25 protein-coding genes are annotated in these 25364 nt (G+C 37.7%); 12 read left to right on the forward strand and 13 right to left on the reverse strand.

Annotated elements, in window-relative coordinates; translation table 11 throughout:
• The 4 genes from K6D58_RS01425 to K6D58_RS01440 all read left to right on the forward strand — a co-directional run.
• Positions 1–738 (forward strand): outer membrane protein assembly factor BamD (locus tag K6D58_RS01425; RefSeq protein WP_296826794.1); only part of this gene is annotated, 738 nt, incomplete at its 5' end.
• A gap of 15 nt (positions 739–753) precedes the next feature.
• A complete protein-coding gene (locus K6D58_RS01430) occupies positions 754–1455 on the forward strand; it encodes an SIMPL domain-containing protein (RefSeq protein WP_296826796.1) in 702 nt (233 codons plus the stop codon).
• Between the two features lie 65 nt (positions 1456–1520).
• The gene (serS, locus tag K6D58_RS01435; protein WP_296826798.1) at positions 1521–2846 is read left to right on the forward strand and encodes a serine--tRNA ligase; all 1326 of its coding nucleotides are present in this window, start codon (positions 1521–1523) and stop codon (positions 2844–2846) included.
• Positions 2847–2871: 25 nt separating this feature from the next.
• A complete protein-coding gene (locus K6D58_RS01440; protein ID WP_296826800.1) occupies positions 2872–3963 on the forward strand; it encodes an AI-2E family transporter in 1092 nt (363 codons plus the stop codon).
• Here the strand turns inward: K6D58_RS01440 and K6D58_RS01445 are convergent, their stop codons facing one another.
• Both K6D58_RS01445 and K6D58_RS01450 read right to left on the reverse strand, forming a co-directional pair.
• The gene (locus K6D58_RS01445) at positions 3964–4923 is read right to left on the reverse strand and encodes a hypothetical protein (protein ID WP_296826802.1); all 960 of its coding nucleotides are present in this window, start codon (positions 4921–4923) and stop codon (positions 3964–3966) included.
• A gap of 26 nt (positions 4924–4949) precedes the next feature.
• Complete coding sequence (locus K6D58_RS01450) at positions 4950–5576, reverse strand: hypothetical protein (RefSeq protein ID WP_296826804.1); 627 nt, start codon at positions 5574–5576, stop codon at positions 4950–4952.
• Between the two features lie 187 nt (positions 5577–5763).
• Between K6D58_RS01450 and K6D58_RS01455 the strand changes: the two genes are divergently transcribed.
• From K6D58_RS01455 to K6D58_RS01465, 3 genes are read left to right on the forward strand one after another with little or no spacing between them, the layout of a single operon-like run.
• The gene (locus tag K6D58_RS01455) at positions 5764–7779 is read left to right on the forward strand and encodes an aconitate hydratase (protein WP_296826806.1); all 2016 of its coding nucleotides are present in this window, start codon (positions 5764–5766) and stop codon (positions 7777–7779) included.
• Positions 7780–7802: 23 nt separating this feature from the next.
• Positions 7803–8519, forward strand: coding sequence for a late competence development ComFB family protein (locus K6D58_RS01460; RefSeq protein WP_296826808.1), 717 nt, complete (start codon positions 7803–7805; stop codon positions 8517–8519).
• A 4-nt stretch (positions 8520–8523) separates the two neighbouring features.
• Entirely contained in the window at positions 8524–9237 is a 714-nt protein-coding gene (locus K6D58_RS01465) for a Bax inhibitor-1/YccA family protein (RefSeq protein WP_296826810.1), read from the forward strand.
• Between the two features lie 124 nt (positions 9238–9361).
• On the opposite strand, the gene K6D58_RS01470 is transcribed toward K6D58_RS01465, so the two are convergent.
• The 5 genes from K6D58_RS01470 to K6D58_RS01490 all read right to left on the reverse strand — a co-directional run bounded on the left by K6D58_RS01470 (position 9362) and on the right by K6D58_RS01490 (position 14437).
• Entirely contained in the window at positions 9362–9892 is a 531-nt protein-coding gene (locus K6D58_RS01470) for an aromatic amino acid lyase (protein WP_367182321.1), read from the reverse strand.
• On the reverse strand, positions 9859–10977 hold the full coding sequence (locus K6D58_RS01475; RefSeq protein ID WP_296826812.1) for an HAL/PAL/TAL family ammonia-lyase: 1119 nt from the start codon (positions 10975–10977) through the stop codon (positions 9859–9861). Before K6D58_RS01475 ends, K6D58_RS01470 begins: the two co-directional genes overlap by 34 nt.
• An 86-nt stretch (positions 10978–11063) precedes the next feature.
• Positions 11064–11717, reverse strand: a complete 654-nt coding sequence (locus K6D58_RS01480; protein WP_296826814.1) for a cytidylate kinase-like family protein — start codon at positions 11715–11717, stop codon at positions 11064–11066.
• Between the two features lie 156 nt (positions 11718–11873).
• A complete protein-coding gene (locus K6D58_RS01485; protein ID WP_296826815.1) occupies positions 11874–13928 on the reverse strand; it encodes an SPOR domain-containing protein in 2055 nt (684 codons plus the stop codon).
• Complete coding sequence (locus K6D58_RS01490; protein ID WP_296826816.1) at positions 13925–14437, reverse strand: hypothetical protein; 513 nt, start codon at positions 14435–14437, stop codon at positions 13925–13927. The genes K6D58_RS01485 and K6D58_RS01490 overlap by 4 nt, the downstream gene beginning before the upstream one ends.
• Positions 14438–14557: 120 nt before the next feature.
• On the opposite strand from K6D58_RS01490, the gene K6D58_RS01495 reads away from it, so the two are divergent.
• The 5 genes from K6D58_RS01495 to K6D58_RS01515 are packed head-to-tail and all read left to right on the forward strand — an operon-like array spanning position 14558 to position 20675.
• The gene (locus tag K6D58_RS01495; RefSeq protein WP_296826818.1) at positions 14558–16081 is read left to right on the forward strand and encodes a polysaccharide biosynthesis protein; all 1524 of its coding nucleotides are present in this window, start codon (positions 14558–14560) and stop codon (positions 16079–16081) included.
• Between the two features lies 1 nt (position 16082).
• Complete coding sequence (locus K6D58_RS01500; RefSeq protein ID WP_296826820.1) at positions 16083–17264, forward strand: DegT/DnrJ/EryC1/StrS family aminotransferase; 1182 nt, start codon at positions 16083–16085, stop codon at positions 17262–17264.
• On the forward strand, positions 17257–19419 hold the full coding sequence (locus K6D58_RS01505; RefSeq protein WP_296826821.1) for a xanthine dehydrogenase family protein molybdopterin-binding subunit: 2163 nt from the start codon (positions 17257–17259) through the stop codon (positions 19417–19419). The genes K6D58_RS01500 and K6D58_RS01505 overlap by 8 nt, the downstream gene beginning before the upstream one ends.
• Positions 19394–19882, forward strand: coding sequence for a (2Fe-2S)-binding protein (locus tag K6D58_RS01510; RefSeq protein WP_296826822.1), 489 nt, complete (start codon positions 19394–19396; stop codon positions 19880–19882). The genes K6D58_RS01505 and K6D58_RS01510 overlap by 26 nt, the downstream gene beginning before the upstream one ends.
• Positions 19869–20675: an FAD binding domain-containing protein gene (locus tag K6D58_RS01515; RefSeq protein WP_296826824.1), complete on the forward strand. Its 807-nt coding sequence runs from the start codon at positions 19869–19871 to the stop codon at positions 20673–20675. Before K6D58_RS01510 ends, K6D58_RS01515 begins: the two co-directional genes overlap by 14 nt.
• A 2-nt stretch (positions 20676–20677) precedes the next feature.
• On the opposite strand, the gene queA is transcribed toward K6D58_RS01515, so the two are convergent.
• From queA to K6D58_RS01545, 6 genes are all read right to left on the reverse strand, one after another.
• Positions 20678–21730, reverse strand: coding sequence for a tRNA preQ1(34) S-adenosylmethionine ribosyltransferase-isomerase QueA (queA, locus tag K6D58_RS01520; protein ID WP_296826826.1), 1053 nt, complete (start codon positions 21728–21730; stop codon positions 20678–20680).
• Positions 21731–21759: 29 nt separating this feature from the next.
• Positions 21760–22755, reverse strand: a complete 996-nt coding sequence (gene ruvB, locus K6D58_RS01525) for a Holliday junction branch migration DNA helicase RuvB (protein WP_296826837.1) — start codon at positions 22753–22755, stop codon at positions 21760–21762.
• A 198-nt stretch (positions 22756–22953) separates the two neighbouring features.
• On the reverse strand, positions 22954–23571 hold the full coding sequence (gene ruvA, locus K6D58_RS01530; protein ID WP_296826827.1) for a Holliday junction branch migration protein RuvA: 618 nt from the start codon (positions 23569–23571) through the stop codon (positions 22954–22956).
• 24 nt (positions 23572–23595) lie between these two features.
• Positions 23596–24081 (reverse strand): crossover junction endodeoxyribonuclease RuvC, encoded by a 486-nt coding sequence (gene ruvC, locus K6D58_RS01535; protein WP_296826829.1) that lies wholly within the window; start codon positions 24079–24081, stop codon positions 23596–23598.
• Positions 24082–24141: 60 nt separating this feature from the next.
• Positions 24142–24888, reverse strand: a complete 747-nt coding sequence (locus K6D58_RS01540) for a YebC/PmpR family DNA-binding transcriptional regulator (protein WP_296826831.1) — start codon at positions 24886–24888, stop codon at positions 24142–24144.
• 119 nt (positions 24889–25007) lie between these two features.
• Positions 25008–25364, reverse strand: a 357-nt coding sequence (locus tag K6D58_RS01545) for a hypothetical protein (protein ID WP_296826833.1), incomplete at its 5' end; no start/stop codon positions are given.

Consider the following 25364-nt stretch of genomic DNA (forward strand, 5'->3'; position numbering starts at 1 on the left):
GATGCCCTTACAGATGAATATATAGATGACTATCTTGAAGTTACTGTTTCAGGTACTGATAAGAAAGAAAGCAGAATAACTACACCTTCTTATGAAGAAGTCGTACCACCATCTCCAAAGGCAAGAAAAAAGTCAGCCCAGCTTACAGCTCCAGAATATGAAGACTCTGAAGAAACTGTTGAATCTTCTTCTATAGATATAAATCCATATGGCTCTTATGAAACTGGAAACTCTTCTTCTACTAAAAAAGAAAAGGAAAAAGATAAAAGCCAGAATAATTCAGCTCAGGTAAAAAAAGAAAATGATGTTGCAACTGTAATTCAGACAACAGATTCAGGTGAAACATCTTCTTCAGGCCGCAAAACTTACAGAAACAAAAGCAGTAACGAAAGTTCAAGTCAAAGTTCTTCCGATTCTTCTGCAAAAACAGAAAATGATGACATAACAGGCTTAACTGATGATGAACTTCTTTCTAAAGCACAGGAAAGCTATGATGAAGGTCAGTATGAAAAGACCCTTGAGTACCTTGATGCTTTTTTTGACAAGGCAACAGAGAAAATTGATCAGGGACTTTTTATTCAGGCTCAAACCTACGAAAGTAATTCTTCTGTAAGAAACATAAAGAATGCCCTGGATACATACGAAACAATTGTTAAAGATTACCCTCAAAGCATAAACTGGACAAAGGCTTATGAAAGAATGACTTACCTTAAAAGGTTTTATTTTAACATAAGATAAAAAATGGAGATAAATATGAAAGCATTACAAAAAACTTTTCTTAATCTTGCAGTCATTGCAGCTTTAAGCGGACTTTCCTCCTGTACGGTAAAACAGGAAGCCAGTAAACCATTAAGAAGTATTTCTGTTTCCGGAGAAGGAAAAGTTCTGGTAGACAATGATACTGCCGAAATTACTTTTTCCGTAGTTACAAGAAACTATGACATTAACAAGGCTGTAGCTGAAAACATTTCAAAAAGTACAAAAGTACAGGAAGCTCTTGCTCAGACTGGTATTCTCAAGGGAGATATTAAGACTTCAAACTATACAATAGTTCAGGATCCATCGTCATCTCCTGTAAGAATTAACTATGGAGCCTATAATGTATCTGATACTATTACCGTTAAAGTCAGGGATGTAAAAAGAACAGGCGAAATCATTGATTTGTGCGTAAAAAACGGTGCCAATCAGTTTTCTTCCCTTACTTTCTATGCTTCACAGACAGAAAAAGCTAAAAAAGAAGCAGAAGTTCTTGCAATAAAGAACGCAGAAAGTAAAGCCAAATCCCTTGCCTCTGCAACAGGTTCAAAAATCGGAAAAGTTCTTACAATAAATACAGGTTATAATTATTCTGTAGTTAAAAGTTCTAATGCAGAATTACTTTCTGCTTCGATGCCGGTAAATTCAGGACAATCTGAAACACTTGCAGAAGTAACTCTGACCTATGAACTTGAGTAGAAACTGATATTTCACTATATTAGTAAGGATTTTAAACAAAACATTTATTTGTTAAGGAAAGAATAATGTTAGACTACAAATTTATTAAAGACAATCTTGAAGCAGTAAAAAAGAATATTACAGACAGAAACATGACTGCAGATGCAGACATTGTTGTAAAGCTTTACGATGAACGTACAGCCCTTACAACAGAACTTCAGGCTCTTCAGCAGAAACGCAATGCAAATGCAGCTTCCATGAAACAGAAGCTTGATCCAGAAACAAGAGCTAAATACGTAGAAGAAGGAAAAGCCCTTAAAGATAAAATCAGTGAAGTAGAAGCAAAGCTTAACAAAACTGAAGAAGAACTGGATGCAGCAGCACGCCAGATTCCTAATATGGCTCATCCTGATGTTCCGGTTGGAAAAGTTGATACAGAAAACCTTGAGGTTAAAAAAGTAGGAAGTCCACGTAAATTTGACTTTCAGCCAAAGGATCATGTTAAATTAGGTGAAGAACTTGATATTATTGACTTTGACAGGGGTACAAAAGTTTCAGGACCAAAATTCTACTATCTTAAAAATGAAGCTGTATTCCTTGAACAGGCTCTTATAATGTATGCCCTTAACATCCTTAGAAAGCATGGATTTACAACTTTTATTACACCAGATGTTGCTAAAGAAGAAATCCTTAAGGGTATTGGATTTAACCCAAGAGGAAACGAAAGCAATGTTTATTCAATAGAAGAAGAAGGTACCTGTCTTGTTGCAACTGCAGAAATTACCTTAGGTGGTTTCCATTCAGGAGAGATTCTTGATAAGAGTGCCCTTCCACTTATGTACTGCGGTCTTTCTCACTGTTTCCGCCGTGAAGCCGGAGCTGCAGGTCACTTCTCAAAGGGACTTTACCGCGTACACCAGTTTGACAAGGTAGAAATGTTTGTCTATGCCCTTCCAGAACAGAGTGATGCCCTTCACGAAAAACTCCGTCTTATTGAAGAAGAAATCTTTACAGGTCTTGGACTTCCATTCCGTGTTGTAGATACCTGTACAGGTGATCTTGGTGCTCCTGCCTACAGAAAATGGGACCTTGAAGCATGGATGCCTGGACGTGCAGATGCAGAACATCCTGAAGGAGACTACGGTGAAGTAACTTCTACTTCCAACTGTACTGATTATCAGGCCCGCCGCCTTAATGTTAAATACCATGATGATGACGGAAAAAACAAGTATGTTCATATGCTTAACGGAACTGCAATTGCAGTAGGAAGAGCAATGCTTGCAATAATCGAAAACTATCAGAATGAAGACGGTTCAATTACTATTCCTGAAGCACTTGTTCCATTCTGCGGATTTGACAAAATCGGTCCAAAAAAGGATATTGTTTCTCCAGTTTATAAAACAAAGAAATAAGTTCCTGACTTTTAAGGATTAAAATATGAAGGAATACAATTATCTGAAGGAAATATTTTTAATACTGCTCTTTGTAACTGCAATTTTCTTTCTTGAAGTATTAAAAATCACGGCTTCCTTTTCAATGCCGGTTTGCTTAGCAATACTTGTTTCCTTTGTATTTTATCCCCTTATTAAAAAGCTTAATGAAAGTTTTAAAATTCCATGGGTTGTAAGCGTAATTGCACTGGTAGCAATAGTTTTTGTTGCCATATACGTTCTGGGGAATCTTCTTGTAAGCAGTTTTGCCAGTATCGGAGCCAACTTTCCTAAATACGAAGAAAGATTTATAAAGCTTTACAAAACAACTGCCCATATCTTTAACTTTAAGATTAATGAAGATGATTCAGTTTTCCTTAATTTATGGAACAACCTTAATCTTGGTAAATATATTCAGACAGCTGCAATTTCTATAAGCAACTATATTTTCAGTACAGCAAAACTTTTGTTCCTTATAATTCTTCTTACAGTTTTTCTTCTTCTGGAGATGAATACTTTTCATACTAAAATCAGGAATATATTTACTACAGAATCAAGAGGCCGCAAGGCTGTAGAAATTACAGACAGAATTATAAGGGAAGTTACCCATTACATTTCAATTAAGTTTACCATTTCCCTTATAACGGGAATACTTGTATTTGCATCCTGTTATTTTGCAAACGTTGATTTTGCAATTATATGGGGATTTCTTGCCTTTATACTGAATTTTATTCCTACTTTCGGTTCGATTATATCCTGGGCCCTTACTACAATTTTTGCATTCATGCAGTACTTTCCTTCCTGGGGAACGGTTTTATTTATTGCAATCAGCGTTCTTGTAATTAATTTTACTTTGGGAAACATTATTGAACCAAGATGGGAAGGCTCAGACCTTGGCATATCACCTTTTTTTATTCTTATAAGCCTTTCAATTTTCAGTTATGTATGGGGATTTATGGGAATGATTCTCGCAGTTCCTCTTCTTGTAATAATAAAGATTGCCTGTGAAAATATTGAACTTCTCCACCCTCTTGCTGTTTTAATTGGTGTTGTTAAAAAAACTTCCAGACAGGATAAAGAAGTAAAAAATCAGCAGTAATCAGCCGGCAAATTTTTTACCGGATATTCTTTCGTAAAGAAAACGCATGTCTTCTGTCTGGAGATTATCATAACGGCAGCTCCAGCATTTTCTTGAAGGAAGCTGACTGTCAGTATATGTTTTTTCTACTGTACACGGAACCTTTACAGCCCTTCTTGCAGAACCTTCCGGAGAAATCATAAAATTCATTTCCAGGGTGTATTTCTGATTTTCTTCAAGTTCATCCTGAGTATCTGAGGCACAGACAAAACGCTTGTCATCTACATAGATAATATCAAGAGGCTTTACCAGACCTTCAATACTTTCGGAAGAGAGCTGGGATGTTCTTGTAAGATAATGAACGATACTTATTAAATGAAGGCCGTTGCCAAGTATAACAGCCGACTGCTTTCCCATTGCAATAAAGTGCTCAAGAAGTTCCTTGGCATGGTGCTGCTGGTCTATTTCTATTTCTGACCACTTTGGCTGGCTGAAAAGATTAAATCCGGCCAGGGGAAGACAGGACTGACTTACACTGTCAAAAGAAAGGGTTGCAGAGATTTCAAAATCATTTTTTCTGAATGAATCCTTTACCCTTTTTATTGAAGGAGGAATAACAACTGCAAAGCCCATGGAATATTCTTTTACAACTGAAATAAAATAAAGGCCTACATGATTAAAATAAAACTGAACCCTTACATTTTTACCGATAAAAGGCTGAACAAGACGACCGGCATTTTTTAAGAGAATAATTCCCTGATTAAGGACTTCTATCTGGCGGCTTTTAATTGCTACAGGAAATACTGCACTGGCAGGAATTCTCTGTTCATCTTCTACAGAATCAATTCTGTCGTTAGTAACATCTGTTTCTTTCTGAAGAGGTTTTTCTTCCAGGGTAATAGTTAAAGGAACATTATCATCACGTAAATACTGAAGAACAAGTTCCCTTTCAATCTGTGTAAGCTCTTTTTCTTCTGTCATATAACCACCTGATTCAATTAAAAACCTTAGAAGAAGTCAAAACTGACTATCTTCCAGCTGCCTGCATCATTCTGCAGGTAAACAAAAAAATCAACATGAGGTTTTACTTCATAATTACTTATATCGCTTTTAAAATAAACTCTTACAGGAAACTGAACTTCTTCATCCCCGGTAAAGGGATTTCCAAGAAGATAAGTTTCTGCTTCCTGGCCTGCAGCAGCATTCTTAAAATTATAACTGAATACCGTAAGTTCATATTCCCTGTCCTTCATCATGGAGGAAGATAAATACTCACCTTTAATAAGACTGTCTGCAAAGTTTCTTACTTTTTCTACACAATTTTTATCTGCATTACCAAGATAAAGGGAGGCAAAGCCTTCTATATAGGGATATACAGGCTGTCCATCTTCTATAGAAACCACAACACTCTGAACAGAAGTTTTGACATTAGAGGCTAAATTTTCCGGTGCTTCCGGTTTTTCACTGCCTTTTGTCTCAAGATTTTCTGTCCATTCAATATTACTATCCATGGTTCCGGCAAGGCTTCTAAGAGTCTGTTTATCCTTGTCAAACTGAGACTCCGGAGTAGAACATGAAATCAGCAAATATGAGAAGAATGCAAAAGATGAAATAAAAAGTTTTTTAACTTTCACCCTTTAATTATATAAAATAATCCAAAGAATATAAAGGGATTTTTTTATACCTGTAAATTTGAAAATCTTGTAATTAACGGTAGTTTAAAGAATTAATGAAAATAATTGTCTTTATTCATGTATTGAAACTATCACCATGAAAAATTATAATGCTTTGACTGTTTTTTTATTTTTTAAGGAGAATTCTATGGCTTTAACGCTTGCTGAAAAAATCTTACAGAATCATATCGTTTCCTGCGAAGTTGAATGGACAAAAGGTAGCCCTATTCAGAGAGGAAAGGATATTGCAATTAAAATTGACCAGACTCTTACCCAGGATGCTACAGGTACAATGACATACCTTCAGTTTGAGACAATCGGAGTTCCCCGTGTAAAAACTGAACTCTCAGTATCATATATAGATCATAATACATTGCAGACAGACTTTAAGAACATGGATGACCATCGTTACCTTCAGTCAATTGCTGCAAAATACGGACTTTATTTTTCACGCCCGGGAAACGGTATCTGCCATCAGGTACATATTGAAACTTTTGGTAAACCAGGAAAAACCCTTCTTGGTTCAGACAGCCATACACCAACTGGCGGCGGTATTGGTATGATCGCTATTGGTGCAGGTGGACTTGACGTAGCTGTAGCTATGGGTGGTGGAGCTTTTCACCTTGCAATGCCTAAAATTTTTGGTGTTAAGCTTACAGGTAAACTCCGTAAGGGTGTTGGAGCCAAAGATATTATTCTTGAAGTTCTCCGCCGTGAAACAGTAAAGGGCGGAACTCTTGCAATTTACGAATACTTTGGAGAAGGTGTAGAAAGCCTTACAGTACCACAGCGTGCAACAATTACAAACATGGGTGCTGAACTTGGTGCAACAACTTCTGTATTCCCTTCTGATCAGAAAACTAAGAAGTTCCTTGAATCAATGGGTCGTGGCAGTGACTGGACAGAACTTAAGGCTGATGATGGCGCTGAATACGATAAAATCATTGAAATTGACCTTGATAAACTTGGAGCCCTTGCAGCATGTCCTCATAATCCTGACGTAATCAACAGCGTTAAGGACCTTGCCGGTAAAAAAGTAACACAGGTTGTAATCGGTTCATGTACAAACTCTTCACTTGATGACCTTGAAAGCGTTGCAGCAATTGTAAAGGGAAAGCATATAGCACCAGGAGTAGAAGCCGGAATTGCTCCAGGAAGCCGCACAACCCTTCTTATGGCATCAAAAGCAGGTATTCTTGAAACTTTAATCGAAGCAGGCTTCAGAATTCTTGAAAGTGCATGTGGTCCTTGTATCGGACAGGGATTTGCTCCTAACTCAGAAGGTGTTACCTTACGTACATTTAACCGCAACTTTAAGGGAAGAAGTGGCACTGCAGATGCCAACGTTTACCTTGTAAGCCCTGAAACAGCAGCAGCTGCAGCAGTAACCGGTGTATTTACAGAAGCTGAAAGTCTTGACTATGAAGATCCTGCATATACAACAGGAACAAGAGTTTCAATGCTTGACGGAAAGGATTCACGTCTTTCTTCAGAAGATGTTCTCTCATGCGCAACTAACCGAGGCATGGTTATTGCACCTCTTTCAGAAGAAGAAGCTGCAAAAGTAGAAATTCTCAGGGGACCTAACATTAAGCCATGTCCAAAATGCCGTGACTATGCAGGCCGCCTTACACTTCCAGTACGTCTTAAGGCTGGTGACAATGTTTCTACAGACGATATTATGCCTGCAGGTGCTAAAGTTCTTCCTTTACGCTCAAATATTCCAGAAATTTCAAAATTCACCCTTACCCGTCTTGATGAAACATTCTACGACCGCAGTGAAAAAGAAAATTTTGCTGACTGTATCGTAGTAGGTGGAGAAAACTACGGACAGGGTTCAAGCCGTGAACATGCAGCTTTAGGACCTATGTACCTTGGTGTTAGGGCTATCCTTACTAAGAGTTTTGCCCGTATCCATAAGGCTAACCTTATTAACTACGGCATTATCCCATTAAATTTTGTAAATCCATCAGATTATGATAAAATTAACCAGGGTGACGTACTTGAACTTACAAACATAGAAGAAGCACTTTCTACAGGCTGTGAGTTTGAAATCAGTCATAATGGCGATATAATTAAAGCTGTTAATGATCTTGCTCCAAGAAGCCGCGAGATCCTTAAAGCAGGAGGTCTTGCTGCCTATACAAGAAAAGGCGGTCAGTAATACTCCACTGGAGGTATTAATACATGCTCAACGTTCACAACATAATGGAAGAACAAGTTGCTGCGAGAGTCAACGAACTTTACGATCAGGTAACTGATAAAATTTCAGCCTGGATAACCTGTGACTGCGAAAACTGTCGGCTCGATACAATAAACTATGTTCTTAACAGGATTCCACCCCGTTATGTTGTAAGCGGAAGAGGTGTTACCCATAACTCCAGTCTGCTTAAAGATTCACAGCTTGCTGCAGACATTGACAAGCTTGCCATTGAAGGAATGAGGCTTGTTAATGCTGCAAAGCGTCCCTATCACAACGCAAATACAAAAAAGTTTCCGGATACACCAAGATGCCTCTTTGTATTCCCTACTTTTGCAGGAAATATATTTGACGGTCAGACTTTTGAGCCAGTTACAAATGCATCAATACTCCTTCTTCTTAACGGTAATAAAGCCAGTATGATGGACATTACATGGCCTAACCCAAGCAACACTTATGCATCAACAGAAGGAAGTTTTACTTTTTGGGCTGAACCTCAGTCTGCAGAAAAAGAAGGTATTTCCAAAAACTTTACTTTTACTATTGATGTAACAGCCCCTGACTATCAGGAAACTTCATATTCAATTACACTTCCAGTTGTAAGCAAAATAATTGACAGAACCCAGCTTGATTCAACTTTCAGTGTAAAAATCAAAGACATATTCCTTTTTAAAAACGGAGTAAAAAACGAACAGGAGATATAATAATATGAATAATTCAGTTTCTTTTTACAAACCTGCTGAAACAGAAAAAAGCAGATTTATGGTAAAAACTTATCTCTGGATGGCTTTTGCCCTTGCAATAAGTGCAGTTACAGCCTGGTATTGTGCAGGCAGTCAGAAAATAATGCAGCTTATCTGGGGAAGCAGAATAGGTTTTATAGCTCTTGCTGTAGGTGAACTTGCAGTTGTCATGATTCTTTCTGCAGCAATCAGGAGTATTTCTACAGGCCTGGCAAAGATTCTTTTTGTTTTCTATTCAGTTCTAAATGGCGCTACCCTTTCTTCTATATTCTGGCTTTACAATATTAATTCAATTTACATATGTTTTGGTACAACTGCCCTTATGTTCTTTTTTATGAGTCTGTATGGTCTTACAACCAGACAGAGTCTTGCAAAGGCCGGTCATTACCTTATGATGCTTCTTATCGGTGTAATTATTGTAGGTGCAGTAAACATGCTGGTTGCAAGAATTGGTGGAGGAGATCCTTCAAAACTGGACCTTATTCTTTCTTTTGTAACAGTAATAATTTTTACAGGACTTACCGCCTATGACTCACAGAAACTTCTTTCTGTTGCCCAGAGAGCAGATTCTTCTGAAGCCTATAAAAAACTTGCAATTATTGGAGCCCTGGAACTTTACCTTGACTTTATTAACATCTTCCTTAACCTTCTTCGTATTTTTGCCAGAAGCAGGGACTAAAAAATAACAAAACTGACTTAAATATAGCAGTCAAAGCATAAAAAAAGGCACATATTCTGCAAAAAAATATCAGAATATGTGCCTTCTTTATTTTAAAGCCGGGCTGTTTTTACCTGTTAATTCATTAAGCAAAAAGTTCTGTTTCTTTAAGCCACTGAGCTACTTTTGTCGCTTCCTTATCAAGAGGCCTGTCATCTTTAACAAATTTACTCATTGTGCGGACCTGATCATGAACCTTCTGAGTAAAAGGAGAGAAATCTTCCTTACCGGCAAGATCCACAGCCTGCATGGCAGCAAGAAGATGGGTTGCAAACTGCAGGTATACAAGTTCAATTTGTTCTGCAAATTTTCTTGCACTTATTGTTCCCATAGAAACTTTATCCTGATTAAGGGCTTCTGTAGGATGACTTGTAAGGCTTACAGGGAAAGTATATGTCATAATTTCTCCCCTGATTGCACTGATAGTAATCTGAGCTGCCTTAAATCCAAGCCTTAAGCCTGCCCTTGGGTCATTGTCTTCTGTATAAGGAATAAGGTTTTCTGTAAGACCATTAAATTTACCGTCAATAATTACTTCTGCCTGCTTGTCACTTAAATCACTGATATTTGTGCTGCCTGTGATTATATGAGGACCGCCCTTGCAAATATCAGTGATTTAAGTGACAAACAGGCAGCACAAATATGTCCTCCGTAAAAATTACCAGTATTGTAAAGCCTCTGTGCATCAATATCTACAAGAGGATTATCACTGGCTGCATTAAGTTCTTCAGTTATCCACTTTCTTGCAACATCAAGAGTATCACGGTAAACACCGGTTACCTGAGGAGCACATCTGATAGAATATCGGTCCTGAATCTTGTTCTGCTGTTTAAGAAATTTCTTTTCTTTAAGGGAATCAATCTGATTCTTAAGGAAGTCTTCGTATTTATAAACTCTCTTTGACTTTTTAATGATATCGTATACATAGGCAGCAGACTGAACCTGACCTGAATGATTTTTGATTTCACTTACTTTTGCAACAAAAGGAGTATCCTTACCTCTTGTAATCTCTGAAGTTACTGCTGTAAGAAAGTCTGAGATTTTTGCCAGGCGTTCTGCTTTTTTCCATGCAAGGGCAGCTACAGCAGTCATAACTGAAGTACCATTCATAATTGCAAGGCCTTCCTTTGCTTCTATAAGAAGAGGTTCAAGACCTTCTGCTTTAAGGGCTTTTTTTGCAGGAACAATCTTTCCTTTATAGTAAGCATCCCTGTCCCCCATAATTACAGCTGCAAGATAACTTAAAGGAGTAAGGTCACCGCTTGCACCAACAGAACCAAGTTCCGGGATAACAGGAATAATATCGTGTTCAAGAAGAGCAAGCATCATTTTTGCAAGTTCAGGGCGGATCGCTGAATGTCCACCCTTTACATTCATATTTAAACGGGTAAGTACAACAGCTCTTCCAGTTTCTACATCAAAATTTTTTCCTAAACCAATTCCATGGTAAGCAACAATATCACGCTGAAGTTCACCAGCCTTATCTACACTAATCTGATTTGCACATGAATCACCAAAATCTGTAGTAACTCCATAAGTTGGAACTCCGGTAGAAATATAGTCCATTAAAAACTTTCTGGATTTTTCAATAATTGACCAGAATTTTTTGTCAGAAGGTAATTTTACCTGAACTTTTTTCTGAGCAACATCACAGACATCTTCAATAGTAAGGTCATTTCCATTTACAAGAACAGTTTTCATAGCATCCTCTAATGTAAGTAAAAAAATATGAATGAGAAGATTATACTGAATATAAATATTTAATAAAAGTGTAAAAGACTTAAGTACTAAAAAGTAATATCAAGATCATTGAATTTCTGCTTAAGGGCAAATTCAATCATCTTAACACATCCATCAATACCAAGCTTTTGTGAATTAAGAGTCAGGTCATAATTAACAGGATTAGTCCAGTAATTGCCGCCTGTATAATATGAATAATACTCTGCCCTGTAGGTGTCGGTTTCTTCAATAGCTTTATCTGCCTGTTGTGCTGAAAGTCCAAGTTTTTCCATAATACGGGGTCTGCAGAATTCTCTCGGAGCTTCTATATATACACTTAAAACCCTGTCAGAATCACGTAAAACCCAGTCCGCAGCCTTTCCTACTATTACAGAACTTTCAGTTTTACTGATTTCCGTAATAATCTGTTTTTCGTATTCATAAAGCTGATCATTGGAAACGAATTTCTGAAGTTCAGGTTTAGGAATCTTTCTTTTTGGAAGCAGTTCAAGAAGTTTGGAAAATCCGGTCTTTTTTTCTACCTTTTCATTTACATTTTCAAAAAGTTCACGGTCAATTCCACTTAACTGGGAAGCAAGGGTTAAAATACGGTTTTCATAGCAATGGATGCCTAAATCCCTTGCTACAAGAGAAGCAATTTCTTTTCCCCCAGAACCAAAACCTCTGGCTACAGTAACTGTAAAATTCTTTCCACTGCTCATAAAAAATTCCTCTGAAATAATAATACCAAACTATAAAAAATCAAATTATAACAGTCAATCTAAAAAAATGATAAGATTTGGACAATTACCGCTTTTTACAAAAAAAATAAACCCGCAGATTAAGTCAATCTGCGGGTTTACATCACTATATTTTTATTATTTTATATGTTTTACAAAGGCGTCCCTAAAGCCAAAGGCCTTAAATTTAGCAAGGATCGCACCATATTCATCCATACTTAAAGGTCCTACAAGAACTCTGTAATCACCCTTTGAAGTCTTTACAAGTACCAGAGGGTAATTTTCATATTTTTTAAGCGCATCCTTAAGTATAAACTGATCATGGTAGGTTGCAATCTGTATGTAGTAACTTCCCTTTTTAAGATCCTTTTCATCAACAAGATGCTGGCTTATTATATCTCCCTTTTCAACAGGCTTTTCTACAAGGACTTCTGGAAGACTTTCGTCTTCTTTTTCCTCTTCTTCCGTTACTTCTTCAACTGGAGGAAGCTGTGATTCTGCAGGAACAAGAACAATTCCTTCATAAGAATCTTCTTTTTCTTCTACAGGTTCTTCAACAACTTCTTCTACCGGTTCAAGTACAGGTTCATCTTCTACTAGTTCACCCTTAAGATCTGTATCAGGCTGTCCCAGATTTTCTTCCGGCATAATAAGTTCAGCTTCAGGTTCCAGGTTATCAACAAGTTCACCATTAAGATCTTCAGCCGGCTGACCTTCTTCTTCTGGTGGAAGAATAACTTCTTCTACAGGTTCAGGTATAAATGGCTCTGCATTTTCTACATTTTCACCCGGCATATCTGAGTCAGGACTGCCTTCATTTTCAGGAGTCAATGTAACGGCTTCTTCTTTAACAGTCTGGGCAGCTGCTGGTTCAAGAGAAATAACCTCTTCACCTTCAAGATCTTCATCAGGACTTCCCATGTTTTCTGAAACAACGGTTTCTTCCTCTACTGGAACAACTTCAAGGGTATCTTCCACTGTAAAATCAGCCACTGGTTCATCTGGATCAGCTTCTACAATTTCTTCAAGGATTTCTTCCGCAAAGGCTTCTTCTTCAACAGGAAGTTCTTCAGTTACAAGCTCTGCAGGAGCAGGTTCCAGTGACTCAACCTTTTCTCCCTCTGAATCTTCTTCAGGATTTTCCATATTTTCCGGAGGAAGTTCGTCTACTGTTTCAGGAGGAAGTGCTTCACTTACAGGAGAAAGTTCATCATCCATAAAGATTTCTTCTGCACTTTCTTCTTCTATATTTTCTTCTTCTGGTTCTGTTTCTACGGCACTTTCTTCTGCAGGTTCTACTTCCTGGCTTACTTCTTCTACCGGTTCAGGAGCATCAAGCTGGTCAGCTTCAAACTGTTCTTCAAGAGGGGCTTCTTCTGCTTCCGGCTCTGTTTCATTTTCTACAGAATCTGAAACTTCATCTGCAGGCTTTTCATCTTCTTCTACTTCAACAGGACTTTCTTCGGCTATGAATTCAGAAGGAAGTTCATCTTCAAAATATTCTTCTTCCTTTTCTTCTACAGGAACTTCTTCTGTCTCTTCAACTTCCTTTTCTTCTTCGGAAACTTGAGTTTCTTCAGGCTTTTCCTCTTCTTCCGGAATTACTTCAACCGGGACTTCTTCCTTAACTGCAACTGTTTCTGCAGTAACATTATCCTCAGCAGGCTGAACTTCATCAGCAGGAGATGGCTGTTCTACAGCCTTTTTTACTGCCATAAAGTCATCTTCTTCTGTTTCTCCCTTATCATCATAAGAAACTTCTTCAACAGGGCTTTCTTCTTCTGCTGTATAATTTTTATTACTGTCAGAAGTTTTAGCTGCACTTACTTTTTCCAGAACCGCAGAACCTGTAGAAGATTTATCATAAGAACCATTTCTCTGAGCAATTTTAACGGACATTTTTCCATCAGGATCAAGCCCAAGTTTTGCAGCTGCTTCCTGACTTAAAAGAAGGGCTGTACCTTCAGAAGCGTCCAGAGTTCCAAGATTAAGCAGGCTTATGCTTTCTCCGTTTTCCGGATTAGTAAGGGTTACACTATCTCCAGGCAAATAACCTGCTGCTTTAACAAAAAGACCGGAAGGGAGCTCACCTTTTCGGGCTATTGCAACATTACCGCTTGTATATTCCCCTTCTGATGCAAAAAGAGTAAAAGTTATAAGTAAAGTAAATAAGAAAGATATAATTTTTTTCATAACTGCCTGCCTATTTCTGTCTGTATTTCAGAAGCAACTTTCTGGGATAATTTATAAACTCCAGTCTGCATATTTTTAGCTTTTATTCCTGAGGGCTCAACTTTTCCACCTGCAATTTTTTTATCAAGACGGATATCAGTAAGTTCCCATTTAATGAATTTTATGTTGTCAACAACATTAGCTTCAGATCTTGCAGAATCGGTAACGTCAAAATCAGCAGTAACAAGAATAAAGTAGCGGATTCCTCCCTCCCGGGCTTCTGCAACAGCCTTTTTTTCATAATAACTGTCTTTAGCTGAATCATTAAAAGCAATAGCCGGAGAATTAGTCACGATGAATCCCTGATTAAAAAAATAATCAAGTATGGATTCTTCAATCATAAGGGAAGATAAACGCACCTCATCAGAGCTTTTATCATGCTGAATTACCTGAAATGCAACAGATTCTGAATAAAGAAAAGCAGTTGCAAGAAAACACAAAAGTGCAAGTGTCAGCTTTTTTACTCCCATAAAAATTCCTCCCGCTTATTACTCTCTATATATCATCGGAATCTGATTTTTTTTATTTAGTGTTTTTGTAATAATTGAAGAAATAAGAGCTTGATGTTATCATATAGGACGGGTGTGGTAATGAACAAATCAGATACAAGAATCTATATTATCGGAGCAGGTTTTGCAGGCCAGATGATTGCCAGGGACCTTATCCGCAAAAAGATATTTGGAACAGTTGCATCTTTTTTTGATGATGATGAAAACCTTATAGGCAAAAACTTTGATGGCATACCTGTTTTTGGACCAATAAAGTCAATTACCTCTATTATAAGGGCCGGACAGAAAGACGAAGCAATCATTGCAATCCCTAGTGCCGGGACAGATAAGATAAAACTCATTCATGATATTCTGGTAAATGCAGGATTCGTAAAAATTAAGATTTTACCTTCAATAAGTCAGATTATTGAAGGTAAAGCCCATCTCATTCAGGCCAGAGACATTAATCCCCTGGACGTGCTGGGAAGAACCCCTGTAGTTATTTCTTTAAAGGAAAGTCTATCCTACCTTAAGGGAAAACGTGTACTTATTACAGGAGCCGGTGGTTCAATAGGAAGTGAACTTGCAAGGCAGCTCCTTGAAGGTGGCGCAGAAAGGCTTTATCTTTTTGGACATGGTGAAAATTCCATCGTTAATATTTATCGTGAACTTAATATTCTTCAAAATGAAGGTGTTGGAGAAAAAGCAACTGTTGTACCTATTATCGGAGACATGAAGGACAGGGAATATACTGAATACATTATTCAAAGAACAAGAGCTGATGTTATATTCCATTGTGCAGCCTACAAACATGTTCCCATGATGGAAGAAAATCCAGTTGCTGTAATAGAAAACAATGTTCTGGGAACCAAAAATCTTCTTGATGCAGCCCTTGCCAGTAAAGTGGAACGCTTTGTACTTATCTCCACAGATAAAGCTGTAACACCTGTAAGCATTTATGGTGTCAGCAAGATGCTGTGTGAAAAACTTGTTCTTAAAGCTGCAAGAGAAGCAAAAGATTCTCAGGCCTTTATGTTTGTCAGATTTGGAAATGTACTGGGTTCAAGAGGCTCCATTCTTCCTCTCTTTATGGAACAGATAAAAAATGGAGGTCCTGTTACTGTTACTGATCCTGGAATGGAAAGATTCTTTATGACAATTCCAGAAGCCTGTTCCCTTGTACTTCAAACTGGTGGAGTTGGAAAAAATGCAGAAAGTTATCTTCTTGATATGGGTGAAAGCATAAAAATTATTGATCTGGCCAGACAGATAATTAAATTTTCAGGCTTTGAACCTGATAAGGATATTGCTATAAAAATAATCGGAGCAAGACCAGGCGAAAGGCTTGAAGAACCTCTCTGGCTTAAAGAAGAAAACCCTCAGCCAACAGAATATAAAAAAATATTAAGGCTGCATAATGTAGAAAGCAACTCCTTTAATCTTGACGAACTTTTAGCTGAATTGATGCCTGTTCTCAAGTTCGATTCTAAAAGACCAAATCAATTCAGGGATAAAGATTTTCTTATAAATGTATTAAGAAAGGCTGTTCAATCTCTTGATGAATTCTACACAGAGATGGAAAACCTGAAAAAAGAAAATGAAATGTCTTCCAAGGTGGTACTTTAAAATGAATGAAGCTGTACAAATAAAGGTCCCTTTTTTTAAGGCAGCCATAGGCAAAGAAGAAGAAGATGCCGTACTTGAAGTAATGAGAAGCGGCTGGCTTACAACCGGAAAACAGGCTCTTACTTTTGAAAAGGAATTTGCAGAAAAAGTAAATTCACCATTTGCCCTTGCAGTTAATTCCAATACCAGCGGAATGATTCTTGCAATGGAGGCTTTGGGAATAGGTCCCGGAACATCCGTAATAACAACCCCTTATACCTTTGTGTCTACAGCAGCAAGTGCCAGACATCTTGGAGCAGATGTACTTTTTGCAGATATAGAAAAAGACAGCTATTCAATTGACCCGGAAAAAATCCTTCAGATTCTTAAATCACCTGCAGGAAAAAATGTTAAGGCAATAGTCCCTGTTCATATTGCCGGAAATGTATGCAACATGAAAAGAATAATGGAAATTGCCAGGGAATATAATCTTAAAGTAATTGAAGACTGTGCCCACTCTTTTCCTAGCAAAACAGATATGGGCTATGCAGGTACAATAGGAGACGCAGGAATATTTTCTTTTTATGCAACTAAAACAATAACCACAGCAGAAGGTGGTATGGTAACAGTAAAAGATGAAAATATTGCCAGAAGAATCACTCAGATGAGGCTGCATGGAATGGACCGTACAACCTGGGACCGCTACACTTCTCCAAAGGCCAGCTGGGAATATGACATTATAGCTCCCGGCTATAAGGCAAACCTTCCTGATATTCTTGCAGCCTTAGGAAGAGTTCAGCTTAAAAGAGCAGAAGAATTTGATACAAAAAGAAAAGAGCATGTTAAATATTACAATTCAGAATTAAGCAAACTGGATTTTATAAAACTTCCTCCTGACTCAAAGGGTAACGCATGGCATCTTTATCTTATGCGTTTAGACCTTACAAAACTAAAATGTACAAGAGACACTTTTGCAAAGGAACTTCAGCAGATGGGAATAGGAATCAGCATGCATTTTATTCCCCTCTTTAATTTTACATACTGGAAAAAACTTTATCCGGATTTTACACCGGAAAATTATCCTAACGCCATGGAACACTATCTTGAAACAATTTCCATTCCACTTTGGCCGGATATGACAAAAGAAATGTGTGACTATGTAGTCAGCTGCATAAAAAAGACCGGAGAAAAATATCATGGCTGAAAAAAAAATCAGAAAGGTCCGCTCAGCAAAATTATCCTTTCAAAATGAATTTTACTCAGACCTTTCCATGCCATCCATGCTTTATGCAAAGGTAATCAGAAGTCCTATAAAAAAAGGAATCATCACTTCTGTAACTCATCCTGATTTACCTGAAGGCTATTATCTATTTACAGCCAGAGACGTTCCCGGAAGTAATCTTATAGACACTCCATTAGGAAAAGTTCCTGTATTCAGTGAAGGTAATGTTTCTTATCTTGGCGAACCAATAGGTCTTCTTGCTGGTCCTGATGAAAAAACTGTTAATAAGCTTATGGATGAACTTGATATAGGTTATGACAGGAATTCCATTGATTATTATTTTAAGGAAATAACCATCGAAGGAGAGGACAAGCTTTTTTCTTCAGAAATTACATCAAGAAAAATTCAATGGGGAGAAGAAAGTGGCAAAATTGATAAAATCATAGAAAAGGCACCCTTTAAAGTAGATGAAACCTGGACTTTTGCAGTTTCCGCCTATAATACAACTGAACCCAACGGTGCCCTTTGTTCTTATGCAGACGAAACACTTACAGTATTTACCTCAGCCCAATGGATTCTTCAGTTGAGAAATGTCCTTGGAACTGCATTAAAAATAAAAAATGAAAATATCATCATAAAAAAAACAAAAACCATGGACCATGGAACAAACAGCATATGGTTCAATTCAATAATCACATGTCAGGCAGCAGTTGCTTCCTATCACACAGGAAAGCCTGTAAAGCTTGTATACAACAGGGAAGAACAAAAACTCTTTATGGATACAATGCAGCCTATTTCCATGCATTACAGAACTTCTGCAGATGAAAAAGGTATGCTCACTGCAATGGATATAGACATAAAGATGGATGCAGGTTTTATCAATCCCTTCTGTCAGGAAATTATAGACAGGCTTGTAATAGCCAGTACAGGAGTCTACAGGGCTAAAAACATAAGGATAAATGCAGCAGCAATACAAAGTTACAATCCTCCCTCCAGTATAGAAATGGGACTTATAGACCAGGCTGCATTTTTTTCCCTTGAAAATCAAATGACACTTATGAGCCAGAAATGTTCCATGTCACCTGTTGAACTAAGGCTGAACAATTCTATTTTTAATCCTGAATTAAAAAAATCTGCCTTCCCATTTCTATTTGATATAGAAAAAGGCAGTGAAGTATTTTCTGCTCTTGCTGCAGGAGAGGATTACAATAGAAAATATACGACTTACAATCTTAATGCCAGTGCCGTCTATTCTGAATTTGCAAAAGGAAAACTCTTTACAAGTCAGGCTCCTTTAAGGGGAATAGGTTTTGCCTGTGCCTATGAAGGTTCATGCTTTTTTGGGTCAGAGATTAATGGCAATAATCAGTATATTGAACTTACCTTTGACGAAAACTCCATACTTACCATACATACATCTCCTGTTTCTCATTCCATAGAAATGATATGGTCAAAACTTGCATCGGAAATGCTTTCAATTCCACAAAGTTCAGTAAAAATTGATACAAGTTTTCCTGCAGAAAAAGAACCTCCCCTTCCGGAAAGTGTATATTCAAATATTAGTGTAATGACAGAACTTTTAAAAAAAGGGTGTGAAGCCATTAACAAAAAAAAGGATAAAGAAAAACTGCCTTTTACTATAAAAAAGACTATTACCCCTTCAATGAAAAAACTCTGGAACAAGGAAAAATTTACAGGTTATCCATACCATAGTACTTCATTTGCAGCTGCTACTGTAGAAATAGAAATGGACATTGCCTCCTACAGGGAAGTATTACGTTCAATAAAAATTGTAATTTCAAGTGGAAAGGTTATGCATCTTCAGTCTGCACAAAACAGTATAAAACTTGCAGTACAAAAAGTTTTACATACTCTTGTAAAGGAAGAACCTCTGGATTGTCCGGATATAAAAATTATATTTACTAATTCTGATAAAAGTCCAAAGCAGCTGGGTGAACTTATAAAAAAGATAATTCCGGCTGCTTACACTCAGGCTTTAAGTCAGGCTTTAAATTCAACAGTAAAATCACTGCCTCTTGCTACAGATTCACTTTATGAAATACTGGCAAAGAAACAGGAAGAAGACGAAAAAAAATCAGAGGAGCTGAACAATGAAAATACCAGTGACGCTGAATAATAAAAAAATAATTCTGGATGCTGATGCCCAGGATAAACTCCTTGACGTTTTAAGGGCTCAAAAACTTTACAGTGTAAAATGCGGATGCGAAAAAGGCTGGTGCGGTAACTGTATGGTTTTACTAAACGGAACGGCTGTCCCATCCTGCTGCGTTACAGTAGGTACCCTTAGGGATGCAAAAATAGAAACCCTTGAATCATTTAAGAACAACCCGGTATACCAGGACATAATGAATGGTTTTTCTCAGGCTGGAATAAATCTTTGCGGATACTGTAACTCAGGTAAGATTTTTACAGCTTATGAACTTATGGCAAAATATCACAGACCAGATAAGGAACAGCTTAAAAACGCAATAAAGAATCTTTCTTTATGCTGTACGGATTATGATCAGCTGGCAAATGGAATTCTTTACGCCGTAGCTGCCAGACATGCAAGAGAGGGAAAAGCAAATGCAAAAAAATAATTCTTCAGTATTAATGGCTTCTAATCTGGCAGATGTTTTTTTTCATATAAAATCTGTAAGTAATCTCCAGATACTTGGAGGCTGTACTTATATAAAACAGCTTAAAGAAAAGTCCCTCTGCGTAAAGTTTATAGATGAACTTTCAATGATAGAAAAAAGGGAACGCTATATTGATTTTGGACCTTCACTTACCCTGTCCCAGATTATTCAGATAAAAAGGGCAAATCTTCCTGCAGTCCTTTATGATTCCCTTACTACAATTGCCAGCGAATCCGTACGCAATCTGGCAACCTTTGGAGGAAGTATCTGTGCCTGTGATCCTAAAATCATGATCTGGTCTCCCCTTTTAGCCCTTGATGCAAGGCTTGAATTCCGAAATCAGAATGAAACAAAATACATTCCCTTTACAAAATATACCGGTGTTCCAAAAGGAATGCTCCTTACAAAAATCAGGATACCTATAGAAGACTGGGATGTACAGATTTTTAGAAGGACAGGCCCGTCTTCCTTTCTTAATGATTTTAGTGCCGGCTTTACCTTTCTGGCCTCCACACAAAAAGACCTGATTACCAATACACATATTACATTTGCAGGCAATACAGTCTTCAGATCAACAGAGCTGGAAAATAAAATAATAGGAGCTCATATTCCTTTAACTTCAAGATTTATTGTAGACGTAGTAAAAACAGCCCAAAGCCTTATAGAAAAAAATGAGGAATGCTCTAAGATGAAACCTATTCTTAAACAGCAATTCCTCAATTTAATTCAATATTCTCTTGAACAGTTTACTTGATTTTATTTAATAAGCATGCAGTCGCCGTAAGAAAAGAAACGATATTTTTCTTCCACAGCCTGTTTGTATGCACTAAGAATATGTTCCCTTCCAGCAAAGGCACTTACAAGCATAATAAGTGTACTTTCCGGTGTATGGAAATTTGTAAACATCTGGTCTACAACTTTAAATTCATATCCCGGATACATAAAAATATGGGTACTGCCTGTTCCACCCCTGATAATCCAGCTGCCGTCTTCTGCTTTTTCTGCAGCACTTTCCAGGGTTCTTACACTTGTAGTTCCTACAGCAAGAACAGGTCTGCCTTCTTTTTTAGCCTGATTTATTTTTTCTGCAACTTCATAAGGAACTGTATAGACTTCTTCATGCATTTTATGATCTTCAATATTTTCTTCCCTTACTGGCAGAAATGTTCCTAACCCTACATGTAAAGTAATCCATTCAAGATCAACACCTTTAGCCTTTAATTTCTCAAGAAGAGGCTGGGTAAAATGAAGTCCGGCTGTAGGACATGCTGAACTTCCAGTTTCTTTTGCGTATACAGTCTGATAGCGCTCACTGTCAGTATCATCATCTTCCCTTCTGATATAAGGAGGAAGAGGAATATGACCATTCCTGTCAAACCAGTCTTCAGTAAGTCTTTGTGAAAAACGAATGGTTCTGAATTCACTGCCTTCATCACCTTCGTGATTTATAATTACACCTTCACTGCCATCTGAAAATTTATAAACATTTCCGGTCTTAACTTTTTTAGCACCTTTAACCATTGTATTCCAGGTGTCACCTTCAGGCCCACACTGATTTAAAAACATAAATTCCTGTTCACGTCCGGAACTTGTTTTAATTCCATAGCAGCGGGAGCGTCTTACCCTTGAATTGTTAAATATCATAAGGGTTCCAGGTTCTACAAGATCAACAAGATCTTCTACCTTATAGTGGCTTACTTTTCCATCACATCTTCCAAGAAGCATAAGTCTGTCATCACCTCTTGTACCGGCAGGTTTCTGTGCAATAAGTTCCTGAGGCAATTCAAAATCAAAATCACTAAGTTTCATATATATAGTCCTGTATTAAAATATTAATTTCAGAATAAGCTTCCCTGAGCAGAATCCTGATTAGAAGGTGGATTCATACCAAGATGTTCATAGGCTTTTTGAGTAACGATTCTACCTCTTGGAGTCCTTTGAATCAATCCGCATTGTATAAGATAAGGTTCATAATAATCTTCAAGAGTATCCTGAGCTTCTCCAATGCTTATAGCCAGAGTTTCTGCTCCTACAGGTCCTCCAGCAAAATTATTCATTATGCTCAAAAGAATTTCCCTGTCGTAATTTTCAAGACCAAGAGAATCTATTCCCAGTTTTGAAAGACCTTCCTTTACAATATCTACAGTGATTGAAGGAGAAGAAGCAAACTGTGCAAAATCCCTCATTCTTCTTAAAAGCCTGTTTGTAACACGGGGAGTTCCACGACTGCAGCGGGCTAAAAGGAGGGATGCATCATCTTCAATTGATGTTCCCAATATAGAAGCCGAACGCCTGATAATAGCAGAAAGTTCATTTTCGTTATAAAAATTAAGGCGCTGCACTATTCCAAAACGGGTCTGGAGAGGTTTACTTACCATACCAGCCTTTGTTGTTGCACCTACAAGGGTAAAATGAGGGATGGGTATTCTCACAGTTCTTGCAGCAGCTCCCTGTCCAATAACCCAGTCCAGCTCAAAATCTTCCATGGCAATATAAAGCATTTCTTCTATTGCCGGTTTAAGACGGTGAATCTCATCAATAAAAAAAACAGTTCCCGGTGTAATGGTAGAAAGAATTCCAGCAAGATCCTTAGGTTTATCAAGGGCAGGTGCACTTGTTACCTTAAAATCTGCTCCCAGTTCATTAGCCGTAATCTGAGCAAGGGTTGTTTTTCCAAGACCAGGGGGACCTATTAAAAAAAGGTGATCCAGGGCTTCATGCCTTTCTTTTGCGGCATTTATAAAAACCCTTAAATTTCTTTTTAATTCTTCCTGTCCAAGAAAGTCTTCCAGAAGTTTTGGTCTAAGGGAATTATCAGGAATATCTTCATCCATAGATACTTCTGCCCTTACAATACCAGAATCTTCTTTTAAAGATTCAGCCCTGACGATTTTAGTTCTTCCCCCTTCACTTATTGAAGAAGCCGCCTGTGCTGCCAGCTGGGAAACTATATTCATATCATCTTCAACATCATTCTTTTTTGGATAGGAGGATCTGGAATTAACACTTTTATTAAACTGTTCTTTCATATATTACCTTGCAAGATTTAACAGTGTCTGCCTGAAAATATAATCTTCTTTTTCAGCTGCCGATTTTTGTGCAAAAGATTCCTTAAACTGAGGGTCGGAAGAAATTTTTTCTACAGCTTCCATAACCTTCTGCCTGTCGTATCCCATATCCACAAGACCTGTAATAACATCAGCGTATTCTGAATTTTTACTGGCGGAAACTGCTGCAATATTGTTATCAAGAGAAAGTTTTCCTTTAAGCTGCAAAAGCATTTTTCCTGCTGTTTTTTTACCTACACCAGGTACTTTTTCCAAAGCAGATAAATCACCGTTTTCAAGAACTTTAACCAGATCACTGCATGTAATTGCAGACATTATTTTTACAGCACCTTTAGGACCTATGCCGTCTACCTTAAGAAGATCAAAAAAAAGTTCCCTGTCAGCCATTGAGGCAAATCCGTAAAGATTCATAAGGGCATCTGTATGCTGAAGCCAGGTATAAACTTTAGCCTGACTGCCGGCTGGAGGAAGTGCGTCTACTGTTGTTTCGGGACAGATTATATCCCATTCAATACCATTATTTTCTAAATAGATTTTCTGCGGAAATTTACCGGTTACTGTTCCGGTTAAAGAATTAAACATAGGGAAGATTATATCAAAAAGCTGCTAAAAGGTCAGCGTCAAGTCTCCGGAATTAATACAGGTAATGGCTCCTGCAAGGGCATCTGCTGCATGATCAGGAGAAGGCTTTTCCTTTAATCTCAGAAGCATTTTAACACAGTTCTGTACTGTTTCTTTATCTGCCGTTTTAGTGCCAGTAACAGCATATTTAATCTGATTAGGAGTATAAAAATAAAGGGGAACTGCACTTTGAGCAAGACAAAGGGTAATTACGCCTTTAGCTTCTGCAACAGCCATGGCACTTGATGTGTTTCTTGAAAAATAAAGAGTTTCCATTTCTGCAGCATCAGGCTTAAATTCTTCTATTACGGCAGAAAGCCTGTTGTAAAGGTATAAAAGCCTTAACTCGTGAGACTGTGAACTGTCAGTTTCTATAACCCCATAACCTGCAAGACAGAATTTTCCTGCCTTATAATCAATAATACCAAATCCTGTATTAGCCAGACCGGGGTCAATACCTAATATACGCATATTCAGACACAAAAAAAGCCCCGCAAAAAAAAGCAGGGCTTCATTAATAACAATTACTGATTACTCAGCATCAGGATCAAAGTCTTCAGGATATTCAACTGTAGACCATACGTTCTGAACATCATCGTTATCTTCAAGTTTGTTAAGAAGTTTTGCAACTTTCTTAGCTGTGTCTGCATCAACTGCAGCATATGCCTGAGGTACCATTGATACTTCAGCAGAAAGTGTTTCCCATTCTTTAGCCTGGATTGCTTCTGCAACACCGTTGAATGAAGAAGGATCTGTTGTTACTGTGATAACACCGTCTTCATTTACAATGTCTTCTGCACCAGCTTCAAGAGCAACTTCCATTACTTCTTCTTCTGATACTTTTTCTGCATCAAGTTCGATTACACCCTTACGGTCAAACATACGGCTAACAGAACCAGATGTTCCAAGGTTTCCACCGTTCTTTGTAAAGATATTGCGTACATCAGCAGCTGCACGGTTGTGGTTATCTGTAAGTACTTCTACGAGAACTGCAACACCACCTGCTGCATATCCTTCATATACAAGTTCTTCATAAGATGTTGCACCGTCTTCACCAGTACCTTTCTTGATTGCACGTTCAATGTTGTCTTTAGGCATGTTTGATGCACGAGCCTTAAGAATTGCTGTACGAAGTCTTGGGTTAGAATCTGGATCACCGCCACCCATCTTTGCTGCGATAGAAATTTCCTTAATGAATTTTGTAAAAAGCTTACCGCGTTTTGCATCGGCAATACCTTTTGCATGTTTAATGGTTGCCCATTTACTGTGTCCTGACATTTGGAACTCCTGTATAAAAAAAATAAATTACAATTGATTTGCTGAATTTATCACAAAAAAAGCTTTTCTTCAATCCCTGAAAGGCTAACCATGATAAATCAGCGTATATTCAGTCTTTATCAGAATAAACTCTTAAGACTGTTCTTTTTACTGCTTGAAGAGGCTGATGAACCTGATTTACTTGAATCAGATCCTGTCAAACCCTTTATAAGGGCATTTGCAGCTTCTTTTTTAGCTGATTCTACAGCTGCTTCCGTTGCAGAAGAAAATTCTTTCTTTTTATTCTCAAGAATCTTCTCAAGATCATTCATTCTTAATGACTGAACATCAATTTCACCTTCAATACCAAGAACTTCCTTAACCTTTACCAGAGCTTCACTTGAAGATGAATTAATCTTTTCATTAAGACGTTTCGTAACTTCTGAGGTAACATCCCCTGCTACACCATAAGCGGCAGCCTTAAGTCCTTTTTCAAA

This window comes from Treponema sp. (assembly GCF_024696245.1).
Taxonomy (GTDB): Bacteria; Spirochaetota; Spirochaetia; order Treponematales; family Treponemataceae; genus Treponema_D.

Excerpts from the sequence above, each read along its gene's own strand:
- queA (WP_296826826.1), bottom strand. The coding sequence starts at position 21,730 with ATGAAACTTAGTGATTTTGATTTTGAATTGCCTCAGGAACTTATTGCA.
- K6D58_RS01455 (WP_296826806.1), top strand. The coding sequence starts at position 5,764 with ATGGCTTTAACGCTTGCTGAAAAAATCTTACAGAATCATATCGTTTCC.
- ruvB (WP_296826837.1), bottom strand. The coding sequence starts at position 22,755 with ATGGATGAAGATATTCCTGATAATTCCCTTAGACCAAAACTTCTGGAA.
- ruvA (WP_296826827.1), bottom strand. The coding sequence starts at position 23,571 with ATGTTTAATTCTTTAACCGGAACAGTAACCGGTAAATTTCCGCAGAAA.
- K6D58_RS01515 (WP_296826824.1), top strand. The coding sequence starts at position 19,869 with ATGCAAAAAAATAATTCTTCAGTATTAATGGCTTCTAATCTGGCAGAT.
- K6D58_RS01445 (WP_296826802.1), bottom strand. The coding sequence starts at position 4,923 with ATGACAGAAGAAAAAGAGCTTACACAGATTGAAAGGGAACTTGTTCTT.
- K6D58_RS01490 (WP_296826816.1), bottom strand. The coding sequence starts at position 14,437 with ATGGGAGTAAAAAAGCTGACACTTGCACTTTTGTGTTTTCTTGCAACT.
- K6D58_RS01465 (WP_296826810.1), top strand. The coding sequence starts at position 8,524 with ATGAATAATTCAGTTTCTTTTTACAAACCTGCTGAAACAGAAAAAAGC.
- ruvC (WP_296826829.1), bottom strand. The coding sequence starts at position 24,081 with ATGCGTATATTAGGTATTGACCCCGGTCTGGCTAATACAGGATTTGGT.
- K6D58_RS01430 (WP_296826796.1), top strand. The coding sequence starts at position 754 with ATGAAAGCATTACAAAAAACTTTTCTTAATCTTGCAGTCATTGCAGCT.
- K6D58_RS01460 (WP_296826808.1), top strand. The coding sequence starts at position 7,803 with ATGCTCAACGTTCACAACATAATGGAAGAACAAGTTGCTGCGAGAGTC.
- K6D58_RS01540 (WP_296826831.1), bottom strand. The coding sequence starts at position 24,888 with ATGTCAGGACACAGTAAATGGGCAACCATTAAACATGCAAAAGGTATT.
- K6D58_RS01485 (WP_296826815.1), bottom strand. The coding sequence starts at position 13,928 with ATGAAAAAAATTATATCTTTCTTATTTACTTTACTTATAACTTTTACT.
- serS (WP_296826798.1), top strand. The coding sequence starts at position 1,521 with ATGTTAGACTACAAATTTATTAAAGACAATCTTGAAGCAGTAAAAAAG.
- K6D58_RS01505 (WP_296826821.1), top strand. The coding sequence starts at position 17,257 with ATGGCTGAAAAAAAAATCAGAAAGGTCCGCTCAGCAAAATTATCCTTT.
- K6D58_RS01475 (WP_296826812.1), bottom strand. The coding sequence starts at position 10,977 with ATGAAAACTGTTCTTGTAAATGGAAATGACCTTACTATTGAAGATGTC.
- K6D58_RS01495 (WP_296826818.1), top strand. The coding sequence starts at position 14,558 with ATGAACAAATCAGATACAAGAATCTATATTATCGGAGCAGGTTTTGCA.
- K6D58_RS01500 (WP_296826820.1), top strand. The coding sequence starts at position 16,083 with ATGAATGAAGCTGTACAAATAAAGGTCCCTTTTTTTAAGGCAGCCATA.
- K6D58_RS01510 (WP_296826822.1), top strand. The coding sequence starts at position 19,394 with ATGAAAATACCAGTGACGCTGAATAATAAAAAAATAATTCTGGATGCT.
- K6D58_RS01440 (WP_296826800.1), top strand. The coding sequence starts at position 2,872 with ATGAAGGAATACAATTATCTGAAGGAAATATTTTTAATACTGCTCTTT.
- K6D58_RS01480 (WP_296826814.1), bottom strand. The coding sequence starts at position 11,717 with ATGAGCAGTGGAAAGAATTTTACAGTTACTGTAGCCAGAGGTTTTGGT.